Origin of the sequence: Vreelandella piezotolerans, from assembly GCF_012427705.1 — a bacterium.
GTDB classification, from domain to species: Bacteria; Pseudomonadota; Gammaproteobacteria; order Pseudomonadales; family Halomonadaceae; genus Vreelandella; species Vreelandella piezotolerans.
Genome location: NZ_CP048602.1, coordinates 2,075,120 through 2,089,037 on the forward strand (window position 1 = coordinate 2,075,120; position 13,918 = coordinate 2,089,037).

General features: G+C 57.6%; 13 protein-coding genes and 2 pseudogenes. 6 read left to right on the forward strand and 9 right to left on the reverse strand.

The features are described 5' to 3' along the window. Positions 1-47: 47 nt before the first annotated feature. Positions 48-323: a metal-sensing transcriptional repressor gene (locus tag GYM47_RS09550; RefSeq protein ID WP_085919469.1), complete on the forward strand. Its 276-nt coding sequence runs from the start codon at positions 48-50 to the stop codon at positions 321-323. Here the strand turns inward: GYM47_RS09550 and dmeF are convergent. Then, positions 314-1,279, reverse strand: a complete 966-nt coding sequence (dmeF, locus tag GYM47_RS09555; protein ID WP_153844161.1) for a CDF family Co(II)/Ni(II) efflux transporter DmeF — start codon at positions 1,277-1,279, stop codon at positions 314-316. The two genes, GYM47_RS09550 and dmeF, sit on opposite strands and share 10 nt — an antisense overlap. A gap of 201 nt (positions 1,280-1,480) precedes the next feature. Next, entirely contained in the window at positions 1,481-2,857 is a 1,377-nt protein-coding gene (gene chrA / locus GYM47_RS09560) for a chromate efflux transporter (RefSeq protein WP_153844160.1), read from the reverse strand. Positions 2,858-2,937: 80 nt separating this feature from the next. Here chrA and GYM47_RS09565 point away from each other — a divergent pair, with 80 nt between their 5' ends. After that, on the forward strand, positions 2,938-3,906 hold the full coding sequence (locus tag GYM47_RS09565; protein ID WP_153844159.1) for a chromate resistance protein ChrB domain-containing protein: 969 nt from the start codon (positions 2,938-2,940) through the stop codon (positions 3,904-3,906). A gap of 287 nt (positions 3,907-4,193) precedes the next feature. Here the strand turns inward: GYM47_RS09565 and GYM47_RS09570 are convergent, their stop codons facing one another. After that, on the reverse strand, positions 4,194-5,555 hold the full coding sequence (locus GYM47_RS09570) for an IS1380 family transposase (protein ID WP_168444449.1): 1,362 nt from the start codon (positions 5,553-5,555) through the stop codon (positions 4,194-4,196). 225 nt (positions 5,556-5,780) lie between these two features. After that, positions 5,781-7,100 (reverse strand): IS1380 family transposase, encoded by a 1,320-nt coding sequence (locus GYM47_RS09575; RefSeq protein WP_153844201.1) that lies wholly within the window; start codon positions 7,098-7,100, stop codon positions 5,781-5,783. Positions 7,101-7,473: 373 nt separating this feature from the next. Between GYM47_RS09575 and GYM47_RS09580 the strand changes: the two genes are divergently transcribed. From GYM47_RS09580 to GYM47_RS18360, 3 genes and pseudogenes are all read left to right on the forward strand, one after another. Beyond that, positions 7,474-8,274 (forward strand): undecaprenyl-diphosphate phosphatase, encoded by an 801-nt coding sequence (locus GYM47_RS09580; RefSeq protein WP_023006435.1) that lies wholly within the window; start codon positions 7,474-7,476, stop codon positions 8,272-8,274. An 8-nt stretch (positions 8,275-8,282) separates the two neighbouring features. After that, positions 8,283-9,392 (forward strand): FAD:protein FMN transferase, encoded by a 1,110-nt coding sequence (locus tag GYM47_RS09585; protein WP_196781546.1) that lies wholly within the window; start codon positions 8,283-8,285, stop codon positions 9,390-9,392. A 140-nt stretch (positions 9,393-9,532) separates the two neighbouring features. Then, positions 9,533-9,667: pseudogene (locus tag GYM47_RS18360) on the forward strand (magnesium transporter CorA); the annotation flags it as partial. A gap of 34 nt (positions 9,668-9,701) precedes the next feature. Here GYM47_RS18360 and GYM47_RS09595 read toward each other — a convergent pair. The 3 genes from GYM47_RS09595 to GYM47_RS09605 all read right to left on the reverse strand — a co-directional run bounded on the left by GYM47_RS09595 (position 9,702) and on the right by GYM47_RS09605 (position 11,144). Then, the gene (locus GYM47_RS09595) at positions 9,702-9,932 is read right to left on the reverse strand and encodes a TerB family tellurite resistance protein (protein ID WP_227406337.1); all 231 of its coding nucleotides are present in this window, start codon (positions 9,930-9,932) and stop codon (positions 9,702-9,704) included. Between the two features lie 115 nt (positions 9,933-10,047). Next, on the reverse strand, positions 10,048-10,512 hold the full coding sequence (locus tag GYM47_RS09600; RefSeq protein ID WP_023006437.1) for a hypothetical protein: 465 nt from the start codon (positions 10,510-10,512) through the stop codon (positions 10,048-10,050). A gap of 53 nt (positions 10,513-10,565) precedes the next feature. Then, entirely contained in the window at positions 10,566-11,144 is a 579-nt protein-coding gene (locus GYM47_RS09605) for a YqhA family protein (RefSeq protein WP_153844200.1), read from the reverse strand. 56 nt (positions 11,145-11,200) lie between these two features. Here GYM47_RS09605 and GYM47_RS09610 point away from each other — a divergent pair, with 56 nt between their 5' ends. Beyond that, positions 11,201-11,773, forward strand: coding sequence for a CorA family divalent cation transporter (locus tag GYM47_RS09610; RefSeq protein WP_457853336.1), 573 nt, complete (start codon positions 11,201-11,203; stop codon positions 11,771-11,773). Positions 11,774-12,024: 251 nt separating this feature from the next. On the opposite strand, the gene GYM47_RS09615 is transcribed toward GYM47_RS09610, so the two are convergent. Both GYM47_RS09615 and GYM47_RS09620 read right to left on the reverse strand, forming a co-directional pair. Next, positions 12,025-12,627, reverse strand: a complete 603-nt coding sequence (locus GYM47_RS09615) for an exopolysaccharide biosynthesis protein (RefSeq protein WP_081712043.1) — start codon at positions 12,625-12,627, stop codon at positions 12,025-12,027. Positions 12,628-12,816: 189 nt separating this feature from the next. Continuing rightward, a pseudogene (locus GYM47_RS09620) lies at positions 12,817-13,821 on the reverse strand (IS1380 family transposase); the annotation flags it as partial. Between the last annotated feature and the right edge of the window lie 97 nt (positions 13,822-13,918).

Consider the following 13,918-nt stretch of genomic DNA (forward strand, 5'->3'; position numbering starts at 1 on the left):
ATTACCATCCCCCCTAGGGGGATAGAAACAATGAAAAGGAAAAGAACATGACACCGCATACCCACCAGTCGCATCCCGATATCATCAAGCGGCTCAATCGCGCTCGCGGCCATCTACAAAGCGTGACGCACATGATGGAAGAGGGTCGTCACTGCCTTGACATTGCGCAGCAGCTCCACGCGGTCGAGAAAGCTGTCCAGCAGGCTAAGCGCGTATTGATCCATGACCATATTGAGCACTGTCTGGATGACGCCCTTAGGCCGCTCTCACCGGAACAGCAACACCATGTCGACGATTTCAAAGCGATTGCGCGTTATCTGTGAGGAGCTAACGCCAGGCCAGCGCTCTGGTCTTCCTCACAGGGCAATATCTCAACCGTGATGTGAACGAGAGAGGAACAGTGGGCCTGGATATGGCGTTTGTAAGCCGTGGGCGACTCGGGTTCATGGGCCACGATGGAGACGATAGCGGCATAAATATTGGGGCCGATCGACCACACATGAAGATCAGTAACACGGGCATCATCGTTCTCAACAGCTTGCTTGATGGCGTTTTCCATCGATTGATGCTGATGATCCAGCAGTACTGTCCATGTCTCTTTAAGCAACTGCCATGACCAGCGGGTGACCAAGATAGCGCCCACGATTCCCATGGCAGGATCCATCCAACCCCAACCTGCATATTTACCCGCCAGCAGAGCCACAATCGCGAGCACTGACGTCAGTGCATCCGCCAATACATGCAGGTAAGCAGCACGACGATTATGGTCATGATGATGGCTGTGGTCATGATCGTGATCGTGCCCATGATGGTGATCATGACCGGCCTCGCCTAATATCCAAGCAGAAATACCGTTGACCACCAAACCGATGAAAGCGACAAAAATAGCCCCGTTAAACGAGATCTCAACGGGTTGAATAAAGCGGCCCACGCTTTCTATCACCATGTAAAGGGCGAACACGGCCAGCAGTATCGCGCCGGTAAATCCCCCCAGCGCGTTGACCTTTCCGGTGCCAAACGAGAACCGGTCATTCGTAGCATGCTTACGGGCATAGGCATACGCAAAGGCGGCAATACCCAGTGCCACCGCATGGGAGCCCATATGCAACCCATCGGCTAGCAGCGCCATTGACCCGTAGATCACCCCCGCCGTAATTTCCCAAACCATCATGGCCAGGGTCAGCCCGACCACAATGAGCGTCCGCAACTCACCGGAGCGTTTATGGTTCTGGCCAAACGTATGATCGTGCTGCCATTGGTCAAGGCGATGGTGATGCATGACTAGCGTACCTAATGGAAGAAGAACATGTTCAGCGTATGCGCTATCGAGCATTGCGACGCCACCTATCCCCCCTGGGGGGATAGGTGGGATACTAGTGGAGATCAGGTGGGTTCACAACCGGACTTGCGATAGCAAGCACAGCAAAACACAAAAGGCGATACAGGCGAGCCGGAAACGCCATCAGCGGGTGACTGCTGGCTAAAAAACCACAAGAGACGCTAAGACACCAATAAGCGCGCACCCTGCCAGCACTTTGAGCATGCCCACCTTGAAATGAAAAATCGCGACCATCGCGCCTGCCGCCAGTAATAACGCCAGTAAATCGAGGGACGCTAAGTTCGGCGCTAAAAGTCGTGCCCCCATCACGTGCCATTCGCCTACGTCAGCGAAGATAACGTGAAGTCCAAACCAAATGGCTAGGTTGAGGATAACCCCGACGACCGCAGCGGTAATGGCGGACAGCGCAGCGCTTAAGGAGCGGTTGTCACGTAGACGCTCCACATAGGGAGCCCCTAAAAATATCCAAAGAAAACAAGGAACAAACGTTACCCACGTGGTCAGCAATGCGGCCAGCGTTGCCGCCAACATGGGATCAAGGCCTGTGGCCTCACGATAAGCGCCCATAAACCCAACAAACTGCACGACTTGAATTAACGGGCCCGGTGTCGTCTCCGCCATGCCCAGGCCATCCAGCATCTCGCCCGGTGCCAACCATCCATAATTTTGCACCGCCTCTTGAGTGACGTAACCTAGCACCGCGTAGGCACCGCCAAAGGTGACCACCGCCATCTTGCTAAAGAAGAATGCGATCTGACTGAACACATTCTCGCCGCCGAATAGGGCCAAGAGCACCACCACCGGCGTTAACCACAATAGAAGTAACGTGCCTGACATGCGTAGTGACCACTGGCGATTGGGGCGAGCATGGGCAGGCAGCCCTTCACCCAGTAGGGAGTCTCGGTCGCTAAGCACTGACTCGTCGGCATCACCGTGGCCACCTCCTACCTGAAAGGCTGTCATGCCACGCTTCCCTCCCCAATACCCGAGAAGGGCCGCGCTTAGAATAATCAGCGGAAACGCCACCTCAAAAAAGAAGATGGCGACAAACGCGGCAGCGGCGATGCCAAGCATTATCTGATTTTTCAGTGCCCGCTTGCCTATACGTACGACAGCGTTAAGCACCACGGCCAGAACCGCCGCTTTTAGGCCAAAGAAGAGCCCCTCAACGGCCCCCACATTGCCCAAGGCGGCATACAGGTAGCTCAGAGCCAGAATGGCGATGAAACCAGGTAACACAAAGAGGCTGCCCGCCACCAAGCCCCCTTTGGTACGATGCATTAACCAACCGATATAGATAGCCAACTGTTGCGCTTCTGGCCCCGGTAGCATCATGCAGTAGTTAAGCGCGTGCAGGAAACGGCGCTCGCCAATCCATTTTTTTTCTTCGACAAGGATGCGATGCATCACCGCTATCTGACCGGCGGGGCCACCGAAGCTCAGTATTGCGATTCGTAACCAGACCCTAACGGCCTCACGGAACGGTACTTGATGGGGCGACTCAATGTTGGGCGGCATGGCACACTCTTTAGCGATGTAGGGGTGTTATTTTGTAGAATGTATAACAGTTAGGTTATACATACAACGAAAGAGGCGGTATGACAGATAACGTACAACACTGGTTAATCCTGATCATGCGTCTCAGTGGGCGGGCGGGCACGCCCCGTATGAGGATCTGGCGGGCGCTTCGTGGTTTAGGTGCCGTGGTACTCAGAGATGGTGTGTACTTACTGCCTACTAGCCCCTCGCGAAGGGAAGCGCTGGAGCAGCAAGTCGGCGCTATTCGGGAGCTGGGGGGTAACGCGCTGCTGATCGAGGTAGACGATTCAGCCATAGATAGCGTCGATGCGTTGCCTTCGCTCTTTGATCGAAAGCCAGATTTTCAAGCCTTACGGGCGGCGGTGGTTGAGTGGCAGCAGGCATGCCCTCAGTTGGAGGAGCGAGAAGCGCAGCGTCAATTGACCCAGTTGCAACGACGTTTACAAGGCATTGTGGAGATCGATTTTTTTCCAGGGTCAGAAAGCGAGCGCGCCATTATGGCCTTGGCAGAGGCGGAGACCGTCTTTAATCGCTATTTTGTGCCAGACGAGCCCCAGCCGATCCAAGCCGAGATCCCGCGGCTTGATCACGCTGCATTTCGTGGGAGATCGTGGGCCACGCGCTGTCGCCCTTGGGTGGACAGGCTAGCATCGGCTTGGTTGATCAAGCGCTTTATTGATCCCGAGGCTCGCTTCGTGTGGCTTGAGCATCCAAACCAGTGTCCGCAAGACGCGCTGGGGTTTGATTTTGATGGAGCCCCTTTCACCCATGTTGATGACAAGGTGACGTTTGAAGTGCTGCTCGCGAGTTTTAGCCTTGAGTCGCAGACAGGTTTGAGCAGAATTGCGGAGCTAGTCCACTACTTGGATGTGGGGGGCACCCCCGTGCCGGAGGCCGTGGGGCTAAAACTTATGCTGGCCGGGGCCAAGGAGCGTTGTGACGACGATGATGCCCTACTGCAACATACCGATATGTTGTTTGATGACCTTTACCAGGCGTATTTGGCAGGAGACCCAGGCCGGGAGTGAGCATGCGCTAATAGTGAACAAGCTGTCACACAACACAGATGAGCTGTGCTCTACCACCTGAATCCGTGAAGCCGGCGCCGACACTTTCCCTATCACCGCCAGCGAGCACTTTTTGATCATTCGCCCCGTGCAAGTTGGCTTTCGCAAGCCCGTTATTGCCAAAACCCACCGTGCTGATCGGTGCTGACGGCCCGTTTTGCCATGCCTTTCCACCCGCCAGGCACGACATATCTGGCGATCGCGTGTCGCTTGGAACTGCTTGTGGATAGAGTGTCGCCGATTGACGGTCAGCATGGCGTTCCTCGTGGATAACGCACTCGGCTCCGCAGCGTCTTGAGCACCGTCATGCGCCCGATATCCTGCCCGAAGTCGAGGATGATCTGCCGTGCCTTGTGAATCACGAGAGCCGCACGGTGCACCAGCTCTTGTAGCACGGTGCGCAGCCGGAGCCGCTTGGCCGGGTGGCGAACCGGGCTCAGCTCGCCGGTCATGCCCAGCTGTCCCATCAGGCGCAGGATGTTGTAGGCCAACTGGGCGAGATGCAGGATCAGATCGTTGGTGGCGAACTTGCCGGACGGCAAGCGCTCCAGGTCGAGATCGGTCTTGATCTCGCTGTGAAACTGCTCATGGGTGGCATGCGCCTGGTAGCGTTTGATCACCGCCTCCGGCGCCTCGTCCAGGCTGGTCCACCAGCCTTCCAACTCATAGTCCGGTTCGAGCAGCAACTGGCCATCGCGATCGGCGGTGCGCTCTACCAGGCGCATCACGCGTTGGACGACGTATTCGGTCTTGTTGTCGTCGTGGATCGAGACGGTCTGCGACCACAGCGCCTGGCGCTTGCCAGGACGCAGCTCTTCCCAGTAGTCCGCCGCCACCGCCAGCCAGGTATCTCGATCAGCCGTGGCCGAGCCACGCGGGTTCCATTTGACGACATAGTCGAGCCGGCGCCCCTCGTCGGCAAAGACCTGGCGTTGCTGTTCGAGAAGCGCCAGGTGCGCCTGGCTGTCGAAGCCGCTGTCCTCGCGTAACAGGATCGGTTGCTTGGTCAAGCATTGGGCGCGAGGCAGTACCCGCTCCAGGAAGGCGTTGCTCTCCTTCATGGTGTGCTGCTTGCCAGGCCGCAGTTCCAGACCCAGGCACCACCCTTCGTTGCCCAGATAGGCGGCGATCGGGGTGTAGCCATCGACCTTCTGGTAGGTCCGCGAGACGCCTTCCTTCTTCGAGTTGCTGTTGTCCATGACGAAGGTGTCGATGTCCAGGCAGACGTGCGTCGTCTCGGCGGTGATCGGTGCTTCGATCAGTGACAGCAGGGTCGTGGACCAGGTGGCGGTGCGCGCCTGCAGGTCGTTGGCGGCAAGTTTCTCCAGCCGCTGTCGCAGCGTCGCCGCGCTCGGCACCTTCTGCAGGGTCAGCAGTTGTTGGAAGGGCTTGTCGCGGCGGAAGTTCTCGACAGCGTCATAGTCGCTCATGCCCAGACACAGCAGGCCCAGGTAGCTCTTGATCACGTCACTGGTGCGCATGCCCAGCGTGGTGGGGAAGCGGCTGTCGATGCTGTCGACGCCAGCGATCTCAAAGCATTGCCCGATGATGGACAGCCCGGCGTGGCTGGTGAGGGTGCGGCGACTGGCGCGGAACTTTATGTTGGGCATGGCACTGTCTGGGTGAATGGCGATAATGGCTATATTGCCATGCAGGTCAGTGGGTTAGCCCGGATGTTGCATCGGGTTGGTCAGCAGCACCCAAATGCCAGGTTTGGTGGCGATGATGCCGCCCAGAGCTGGAAGTTGGCTATATATTGATCAATTTCCTGAGCTCAAGGCGCATTTCCCCCTACCCCCATGTGTTTTCTGTGCCGGGGACAGCACGCCGCGGCGCTATCCCGGCACCAGCTTGCTGGCCAGCTTCAGGAAGAGGTCCTGCTCCGGGTACTGGCTGCTCAACATCAGCCGAATCGTGCGCGTGTTGCGGGTGATGACAGCGCCGATCTTCAGCAGCTTCAGGCGGAGGGTGTTGACCTGGGCCTGGGCGAAGGCGGTGCGCTTGAGGTAGACCCGGCGCAGCCGCTCCAGCAGCAGGTAGGCCAACCCCGACAGCAGCAGTCGGTACTGGTTGGGCCGCCATTCGTGGCAGCTGGTGCGGTCGGAGAACAGGAACTGCTGCTCCTTGATACGGTTCTCCATCTCGCCCCGAGCACAGTAGCGGTGGTCATAGAGCCACTCGGCGCTGCAGCCGCGCAGGCTGGTGACCACATAGCGGGTGTTGAAGCCACGCCGGCTGGTCTCGGACTTGACGATGACCTTTCGTCGACGCTCCTTCCAGCTCTTGGCAGCGTACTCGATGAAGCCGAAGACACGCTCCTTCTCCCAGGTCTTCTCGAAGCGGATGGCCGACGCGTAGTCGATGTTCAGAGCCAGCTTGGCCAAGCGCTTGTTGCCGGCGAGGCCGATGATGTAATCGACGCCGTGGCGGTCACACCAGTTGAGGATCAGTGGACGGCAGAAGCCGCTGTCGCCTCGGAAGACGATCTTCACCTCAGGCCACGCCTGGCGCAGCCGCCGGACCAACAGGGCGAGGATGGCACCGGCGTGGTGAGCGGCATCCAGCGAGGCCGGACGCAGATAGCTGACCAGCAGCTGGTCGCCACAGAATACGAACAGCGGCAGGAAGATGTAGTGGTTGTAGTAGCCGTTGAAGTGCCGCCCGAGCTGCTGGCCATGCACCCGATCGTCGGTGGCATCGAAGTCGAGGTAGAGCGGTTTCTTGGGTGGCCGCCGGAACGAGCGGATGAACTGCTCGATCATCTCTTCGTGGATGGTGATCGCCCAGTCCCGGTCGGCTTGCTGCTCGAAGCGGCACAAGGTGGACTGACTGGCCAGCACGCCATCGGTATCGACGGCGGTCTGCAGGGCGATATCGTGACGCAGGGCCTGGTGGTCATTGAGATCCTCATAGCCCAGCGCCAGGCCGAACACGCGCTGCCGGACCAGGGTTTCGGTGCGATGCAGGCAGCGCTGAGCGTCGCGCTCGTCGCTGAGCCGGCGAGCGACGGCGCGGGTCAGGCCCATCTCGCGATTGAGCTGCCGCAGCAGCAGGATACCGCCGTCGGAAGTGAGATCACCGCCATCGAAACGGGCGATGACCTGACGGCCTTTGCAGCGTGGAAAGGAAGCGGACGGCGTGGTACATTTTGTCATGGCGGCTGAGGCGGTTGGTTCTTGTGTAGGAGCTTGAATTATAACCGATTTTCAGCCGCCTTTTTCATGTCTTATGCAATATCCAGGTTAGAAGTGCTTCCGGGGGCCGGTCTCACGGATTCAGGATTAAGTTTAGGGTGCATCCAGTACTGGAAAATCTCCAGCAACAGCAACATCGTGGACGAACTGAAAAACCAAGGCGAAACGGTGGACGACGACACACTGGCACACAACTCATTATTGCCTTACAAACACGTGCTGCCCAAAGGCACTTATTTCATCAACAAAAAGGAAACGCAATCCCTATGAGACAAAGAAAACTTTGGCCCCACATTCCCGCTTGCCATGACGAAACATTGGCGTGGGAGGTTTGATGGAAGTAGTTCAGGCCTTCTGGTTGGGCATCATTCAGGGCATCACTGAATTTTTGCCGATTTCCAGCTCCGCGCATCTGATTCTGGCTCCGGTGTTGGTTGGCTGGGCTGACCAAGGTGTCGCTTTTGACTTAGCGGTACATGTGGGCACTTTACTCGCCGTGATGTTGTATTTTCGTCGCGATGTTGGAGATTTGACCAAGGACAGCGTTACTTCGCTGATTCAGCGACGCTTTATCGGACAAGGCCTGATGGCAGGCTACCTGGTTATCGGCACCGTTCCAGCTGCACTGGCCGGTTTGCTCTTGCTGGATCTGATTGACACCCAACTGCGTTCTGTCGCGATCATCTTTTTCACCACGTTAATTTTTGGCTTGTTGCTGGGCTGGGCGGATTGGTGTCCCAAACAGAGCCGGAAGATCACCACATTGACCTGGAGAGATGTGCTGTTAGTCGGTGCAGCCCAAGCACTGTCACTCGTTCCCGGCACCTCCCGTTCGGGTGTGACCATCACTGCTGGGTTGATGTTAGGCCTCAGTCGAGAGGCAGCAGCTCGCTTTTCCTTCCTTCTGGCCATTCCCATTACCGCGCTGGCCGCTTCCGCCAAATTGCTGGAGGTGGCCACTGGTGATATTGCAGTGGATTGGATCGCGTTCCTAGTGGGCGGACTGACCTCCTTCGCTATGGCGCTAACAGCCATCCACTTTTTTCTGAAATGGCTCAACCGCTTTGGGATGTGGCCCTATGTGGTCTATCGCCTGGGGCTGGCTGCCCTGATTTACTGGGTTCTGATGAGATAAGGAGTACGATGGTAATTGTTTCAGTGGCTATTCAGGGGCTTGGCACAATAGCTGGGAAAGCCTCCAGATTGGTCAGCATGAGGCTTAAATGGCCTGTAGTGTTTGCCATCGCTTCGGTGCTATCAGGATGTGATTCATTCGACAATCAGGTGCATAAGCTGAGTGGTGCCGCTCAGGGCACTACTTGGCATGTCAGCGTCTGGCAATCTGAAGGCGTGGACGTTAACGCGCTCCAGCAACGGATCGATGCTGAATTCAATCGCCTGGATCGCTCGTTGTCGAACTACAAACCGGATTCAGATATTGAACGTTTTAACGCCACGGAGACTACCGCTCCGATTGATGACGGCTCCGAGATCGTCGAACTGGTAGAAGCCGCAAAGCAGGTCAGTCAAGCCAGCCAGGGGTGCTATGACCTGACCATCAAACCATTGTTTGATCTTTGGGGATTCTCGGGCCAAACGCTGACACCACCGGATCCGGCTACCCTGATGCAGCAGCTACAACACGTCGGTTTTAGCAAACTAGAAACCCCGACACCCACCCAACTGCGCAAAACCGACCCGCAGATTCATGTGGATATTTCCTCCATTGCTCAAGGCTACAGCGTTGGTCGGGTTGCCACCGTAGTGGAAGCTGCTGGGATACAGAACTATCTCGTGGAGATTGGCGGAGAGCTGCAAACCCGGGGGCATAAGCCGGACAGTTCTTCCTGGCGTATTGGCGTCAAGAGGCCTCTGCCCGGTGGTCATTCGGTGCAAAAAGCCCTCACCATCCGTCAGGATGCCCCAGTTTCCGTTATGACGTCGGGCACCTACCGCCATTACTTCGATGAACAGGGCAAGCGCTACAGCCATGTCCTGGATGCCCGCACGGGCAAACCGGTCACTCACAACACGGTCTCGGTCACTGTCACTGTCACTGTCACTGTCATCAATGACAATCCAACCCTAGCGGACGCCTGGTCCACGGCCCTTCTCTGCCTGGGACGGGAATCCGGTATGCCGGCCGCGGATGATAATGGTATCGCCGCCTTGTTCATCACTACACACAATAACCAGTTCGAAGAAGCCGCAACCTATCGCTGGCAATCACTGAAAACAATAGAGATCCACTGATGTTGAGATTGTTTAAAATTGAAAACGGCCTGATCCACGAAATTAAATGCCCCCTCGAGGAGTTGGGTAGCCATCTGATCCAAGCCGACTGGATTGATGCCCACGAGCCGGATGAAGACGAACGTGCTCTCTTGCAACACATGCTGTGCACCGAGTTGCCCGAACCGGATGAAGTGGAAGAGATTGAAACCTCGGCCCGCTGCTTCGTGGACCAGGCCGGTATCCACGTCCACTCACTGTTTCTCGCCCAAAGCGAGGGTCGCCACACAACCGTATCCGTTGCCTGTATCCTTCAAAAAAATTGCTTGATCACCATTCGTGAAGGAGATTTGGCCGATTTCCGCCTGCTACGTATGAGAGATGGTCGCGCAGCTGAGCGCGCAGGGTGTCGAGCTCCTCCGGCGTCACCTCGTAGTCGGCACGCATCACCTCGCAGAGCAGAGCCGCCGCGGCAAGCTCGAGGCTCGGCGCCTCGAGACCGGCACCACCCTCCCCCTCGGCGAGCATCTCCTGAAAGAATCGCTGGATATTGGCTAACACGGGTGTCTCCTTTCTCTTTGCTAAGGCTGGGACCTGCCAGCCGCTCTCGGGTTCGCCAGCCCGTCGAGGTCAGACCCCTAAGTAGATTGAGGGGTCTGACCCCAAGGGGGCGGGGTTAATCGCGGCAGCGCCAGCGTGCCAGCAGGGAGAGCAGCGCCAGGCCCAGCAGCGCCGCCGCCGTCCAGCCCACCACGTCGACAACCTGGGGGAATGATGCCGGCGCTTCCACCGGACGGTGCTGAAGGCCGAACACCACGACACGCCCCAGGGCATAGAGCATCAGTGCCAGGCTGGCCAGGGGTAACAGGGAGTGACGCGCCGCCAGCCAGCGGGTGAGTGCCCAGGGCTCGCTGGGCGTCTTGGCCGACTGCCGGGTGCTCGTCTTACGCGGGGTCGCCGCCTTGCTGGCGGCCGGCTTCCTCGCCGCAGGCTTGCGGGCTCGCGGCTTGACCTTCGATTTGCCCGCCGCGGGGCCACCGCCCAACCAGCCCAAGGCAGCACGGCCCAGACGCCATAGCGCCCAGCCCAAGGTAAAGCTTACCGAGAGGGCGAGACCGCCCATCACCAGCACATACGCCATTGGCGATCCTTGTCGAACAACAAAAGGAGTATTGTGCCATAGCGTCGGCGAGCCTACTCCCGATGATGCTTGTGAGCGCGGCTCATCAGGTAGAGGGCCCCGGCCAGGGCCAGCACCGAGAGCGCCAGGTAGATGGCATCCAGCGGTGTCTCGAAGGTGATATCCACCACCGCGCGAAAGAACTCGATGATCACCGCCAGGATCACCACCCGGGCGATCTTGTCCTTGAGCTCATCGAAGGACGAGACATTGAAGGGGTTCGAGGCCGGGTGCGACTCGGCCGGTTCGATCGGCGACACGAACAGCCGATACACCCCCAGGCCGAAGATCAGCAGCACGATCGCCACCAGGTAGATGTCCACCGCCATCACCACGCTCGGCACCACCGTCTCGTGAATATTGGGCTGCCCGCCGACCAGGTAGTAGGTCGCGGCGATCACGGTAAGCTTGAGAATATCCAGAGTACCGATGATGAACAGCACCAGTGCCCCCAGCAGGCTCGGCACCACCGCCAGCATCACCAGCAGCCGGCTGTTCCACAGGAAGCGCTCGAAGATGCGTTCATAGCGCTTGCCGCTGGTGGAAGGCACCGCTGTATCGGGTCGAGGTTCGGGAGGGGTGGGCTGGCTCATGAGGGCTCCTTGCGATAGTAGATCGAGGCCCAAGATAGCACAAGGGACAGGTGGAAGTGCAATCCCCACAAGACCTGTTGGTCACGCTGTTGGAGCAGAAAGTGGAGAACCATGCCGATGCTCTGGAAGATCTGCATCGCCAACTGGAAAAGATCAGTTATATGGTTCTAGAGGACGAGGAGTCGGAGTTGGAAGACGCCATCGGCAAACTGGCCCGCCTGGAGGACAGCAACGGAAAAATCCGCCTTTGCCTCATGGACACCCAACGGGATATTTCGTTTTTGCTGCGTCATCTAAAAACCCAACCGGAGCAGTCGGAAAGCCTACGTGAGATTATGCGCGATATCGAGACTCTCATGTCCCATACCACTTTTCTGTTCGATAAAATCAACTTTCTGATGGAGTCGACTCAGGGCTTTATTAATATCGAACAAAACCAAATCATCAAGACTTTCTCGATTGCTGCCGTAGTGTTCCTGCCGCCTACTCTCGTTGCCAGCATCTATGGAATGAATTTTGACTACATGCCGGAATTGAAGTGGTTGCTCGGCTATCCCTGGGCACTGGGGCTGATGGTTATGTCAGGCATCGCACCGTATTGGTACTTTAAACGTAAAGGATGGCTCTGATGGAAGGAAGCGAGCCGTAGGTGAAAATCGTTAAAGAATTTAAACTGGGTATCCTGATTAAATGGTTGACGATCCATTCTGATCCACCAAAGACTTAATCTCCCTAGAAGGTTGATAGATCGACGCCGCAGTTCTTCTCGACTCGGGGAAACCCCTGTTGTAGGTCATGGTGGCCTTGCCTAGGAACGGGGGACACCTTGGTCTGCGGCGCCTTCTGCTTGTGCTTGGTGGTATTGAATATTACGCACGCATCAGTGAATCATATCGAACAACCTCAGGCTGCCGTGTAACAGTGCTACAGAGACACCACTAGCCAATACCGCAAGGCTCATACCAACCAATACTGCAATCCCATCTTGCCTCGCGAGGCCTAGCGATAGAGCCAGAATCGCCAAGCCAGGCAAGGTATTTCCAAATGGGATGGGCAATGCAATCAGTAACGCCATAACAACAATAACCCCTCCGATAACTCGCATGGCCAAAGGGGACATCAGCCCGGCCAGACGGATGCTCAGGCGGCGTTCTAGCTTATCTATAAGTGGCGTAGCGCGCTGGAAGACTTGGCGCAGCACTTCTTGCCCAATACGCCGCTGAGCGATGAAAGACGGCAAGCGGACACGCTTTGCACCGACCACCATTTGCCCACCGAGCAGCGCAAGCGCCGAGCCGAATATCATGCCAGCTGGAATGCCTGGTGTCGGAATAATGGCTGGGATCGAAAAAATTAATAGAACGAGCCCAAGTCCACGATCCCCCAGAGCGCTCAGGATATCATTCAGCGTCGGACGCCCAGCTGGCAAACGGTCAGGCAGAACACGCAATGCAGAAGCCAGGCTTGAGTTGTCACCGCTCATGGCGAAATGGTTCCCGTCTCGTAAAGGTTAGGCCTTTAGGCTTACTAGGCGTGGTCAGTCGCTTCTCCCACTCTTGCCCCGCTTAGAGAAGCACACTGTCAATTAGACCGCTGAATCCTACAATAATCAATACGAGCCAAAGCGGAATTTTCCATGCTGACGATCTCGACCTTGTCGTGATCGGTCATGGTAGCGTTTGATCACCGCCTCCGGCGCCTCGTCCAGGCTGGTCCACCAGCCTTCCAACTCATAGTCCGGTTCGAGCAGCAACTGGCCATCGCCATCGGCGGTGCGCTCTACCAGGCGCATCACGCGTTGGACGACGTATTCGGTCTTGTTGTCGTCGTGGATCGAGACGGTTTGCGTCCACAGCGCCTGGCGCTTGCCAGGACGCAGCTCTTCCCAGTAGTCCGCCGCCACCGCCAGCCAGGTATCTCGATCAGCCGTGGCCGAGCCACGCGGGTTCCATTTGACGACATAGTCGAGCCGGCGCCCCTCGTCGGCAAAGACCTGGCGTTGCTGTTCGAGAAGCGCCAGGTGCGCCTGGCTGTCGAAGCCGCTGTCCTCGCGTAACAGGATCGGTTGCTTGGTCAAGCATTGGGCGCGAGGCAGTACCCGCTCCAGGAAGGCGTTGCTCTCCTTCATGGTGTGCTGCTTGCCAGGCCGCAGTTCCAGACCCAGGCACCACCCTTCGTTGCCCAGATAGGCGGCGATCGGGGTGTAGCCATCGACCTTCTGGTAGGTCCGCGAGACGCCTTCCTTCTTCGAGTTGCTGTTGTCCATGACGAAGGTGTCGATGTCCAGGCAGACGTGCGTCGTCTCGGCGGTGATCGGTGCTTCGATCAGTGACAGCAGGGTCGTGGACCAGGTGGCGGTGCGCGCCTGCAGGTCGTTGGCGGCAAGTTTCTCCAGCCGCTGTCGCAGCGTCGCCGCGCTCGGCACCTTCTGCAGGGTCAGCAGTTGTTGGAAGGGCTTGTCGCGGCGGAAGTTCTCGACAGCGTCATAGTCGCTCATGCCCAGACACAGCAGGCCCAGGTAGCTCTTGATCACGTCACTGGTGCGCATGCCCAGCGTGGTGGGGAAGCGGCTGTCGATGCTGTCGACGCCAGCGATCTCGAAGCATTGCCCGATGATGGACAGCCCGGCGTGGCTGGTGAGGGTGCGGCAACTGGCGCGGAACTTTATGTTGGGCATGGCACTGTCTGGGTGAATGGCGATAATGGCTATATTGCCATGCAGGTCAGTGGGTTAGAAGTGCTTCCGGGGGCCGGTCTCACGGATTCAGGTACCA

Coding starts and splice junctions, on each gene's coding strand:
- GYM47_RS09550 (WP_085919469.1), top strand. CDS start 48: ATGACACCGCATACCCACCAGTCGCATCCCGATATCATCAAGCGGCTC.
- dmeF (WP_153844161.1), bottom strand. CDS start 1,279: ATGCATCACCATCGCCTTGACCAATGGCAGCACGATCATACGTTTGGC.
- chrA (WP_153844160.1), bottom strand. CDS start 2,857: ATGCCGCCCAACATTGAGTCGCCCCATCAAGTACCGTTCCGTGAGGCC.
- GYM47_RS09565 (WP_153844159.1), top strand. CDS start 2,938: ATGACAGATAACGTACAACACTGGTTAATCCTGATCATGCGTCTCAGT.
- GYM47_RS09570 (WP_168444449.1), bottom strand. CDS start 5,555: ATGCCCAACATAAAGTTCCGCGCCAGTCGCCGCACCCTCACCAGCCAC.
- GYM47_RS09575 (WP_153844201.1), bottom strand. CDS start 7,100: ATGACAAAATGTACCACGCCGTCCGCTTCCTTTCCACGCTGCAAAGGC.
- GYM47_RS09580 (WP_023006435.1), top strand. CDS start 7,474: ATGGAAGTAGTTCAGGCCTTCTGGTTGGGCATCATTCAGGGCATCACT.
- GYM47_RS09585 (WP_196781546.1), top strand. CDS start 8,283: ATGGTAATTGTTTCAGTGGCTATTCAGGGGCTTGGCACAATAGCTGGG.
- GYM47_RS09600 (WP_023006437.1), bottom strand. CDS start 10,512: ATGGCGTATGTGCTGGTGATGGGCGGTCTCGCCCTCTCGGTAAGCTTT.
- GYM47_RS09605 (WP_153844200.1), bottom strand. CDS start 11,144: ATGAGCCAGCCCACCCCTCCCGAACCTCGACCCGATACAGCGGTGCCT.
- GYM47_RS09615 (WP_081712043.1), bottom strand. CDS start 12,627: ATGAGCGGTGACAACTCAAGCCTGGCTTCTGCATTGCGTGTTCTGCCT.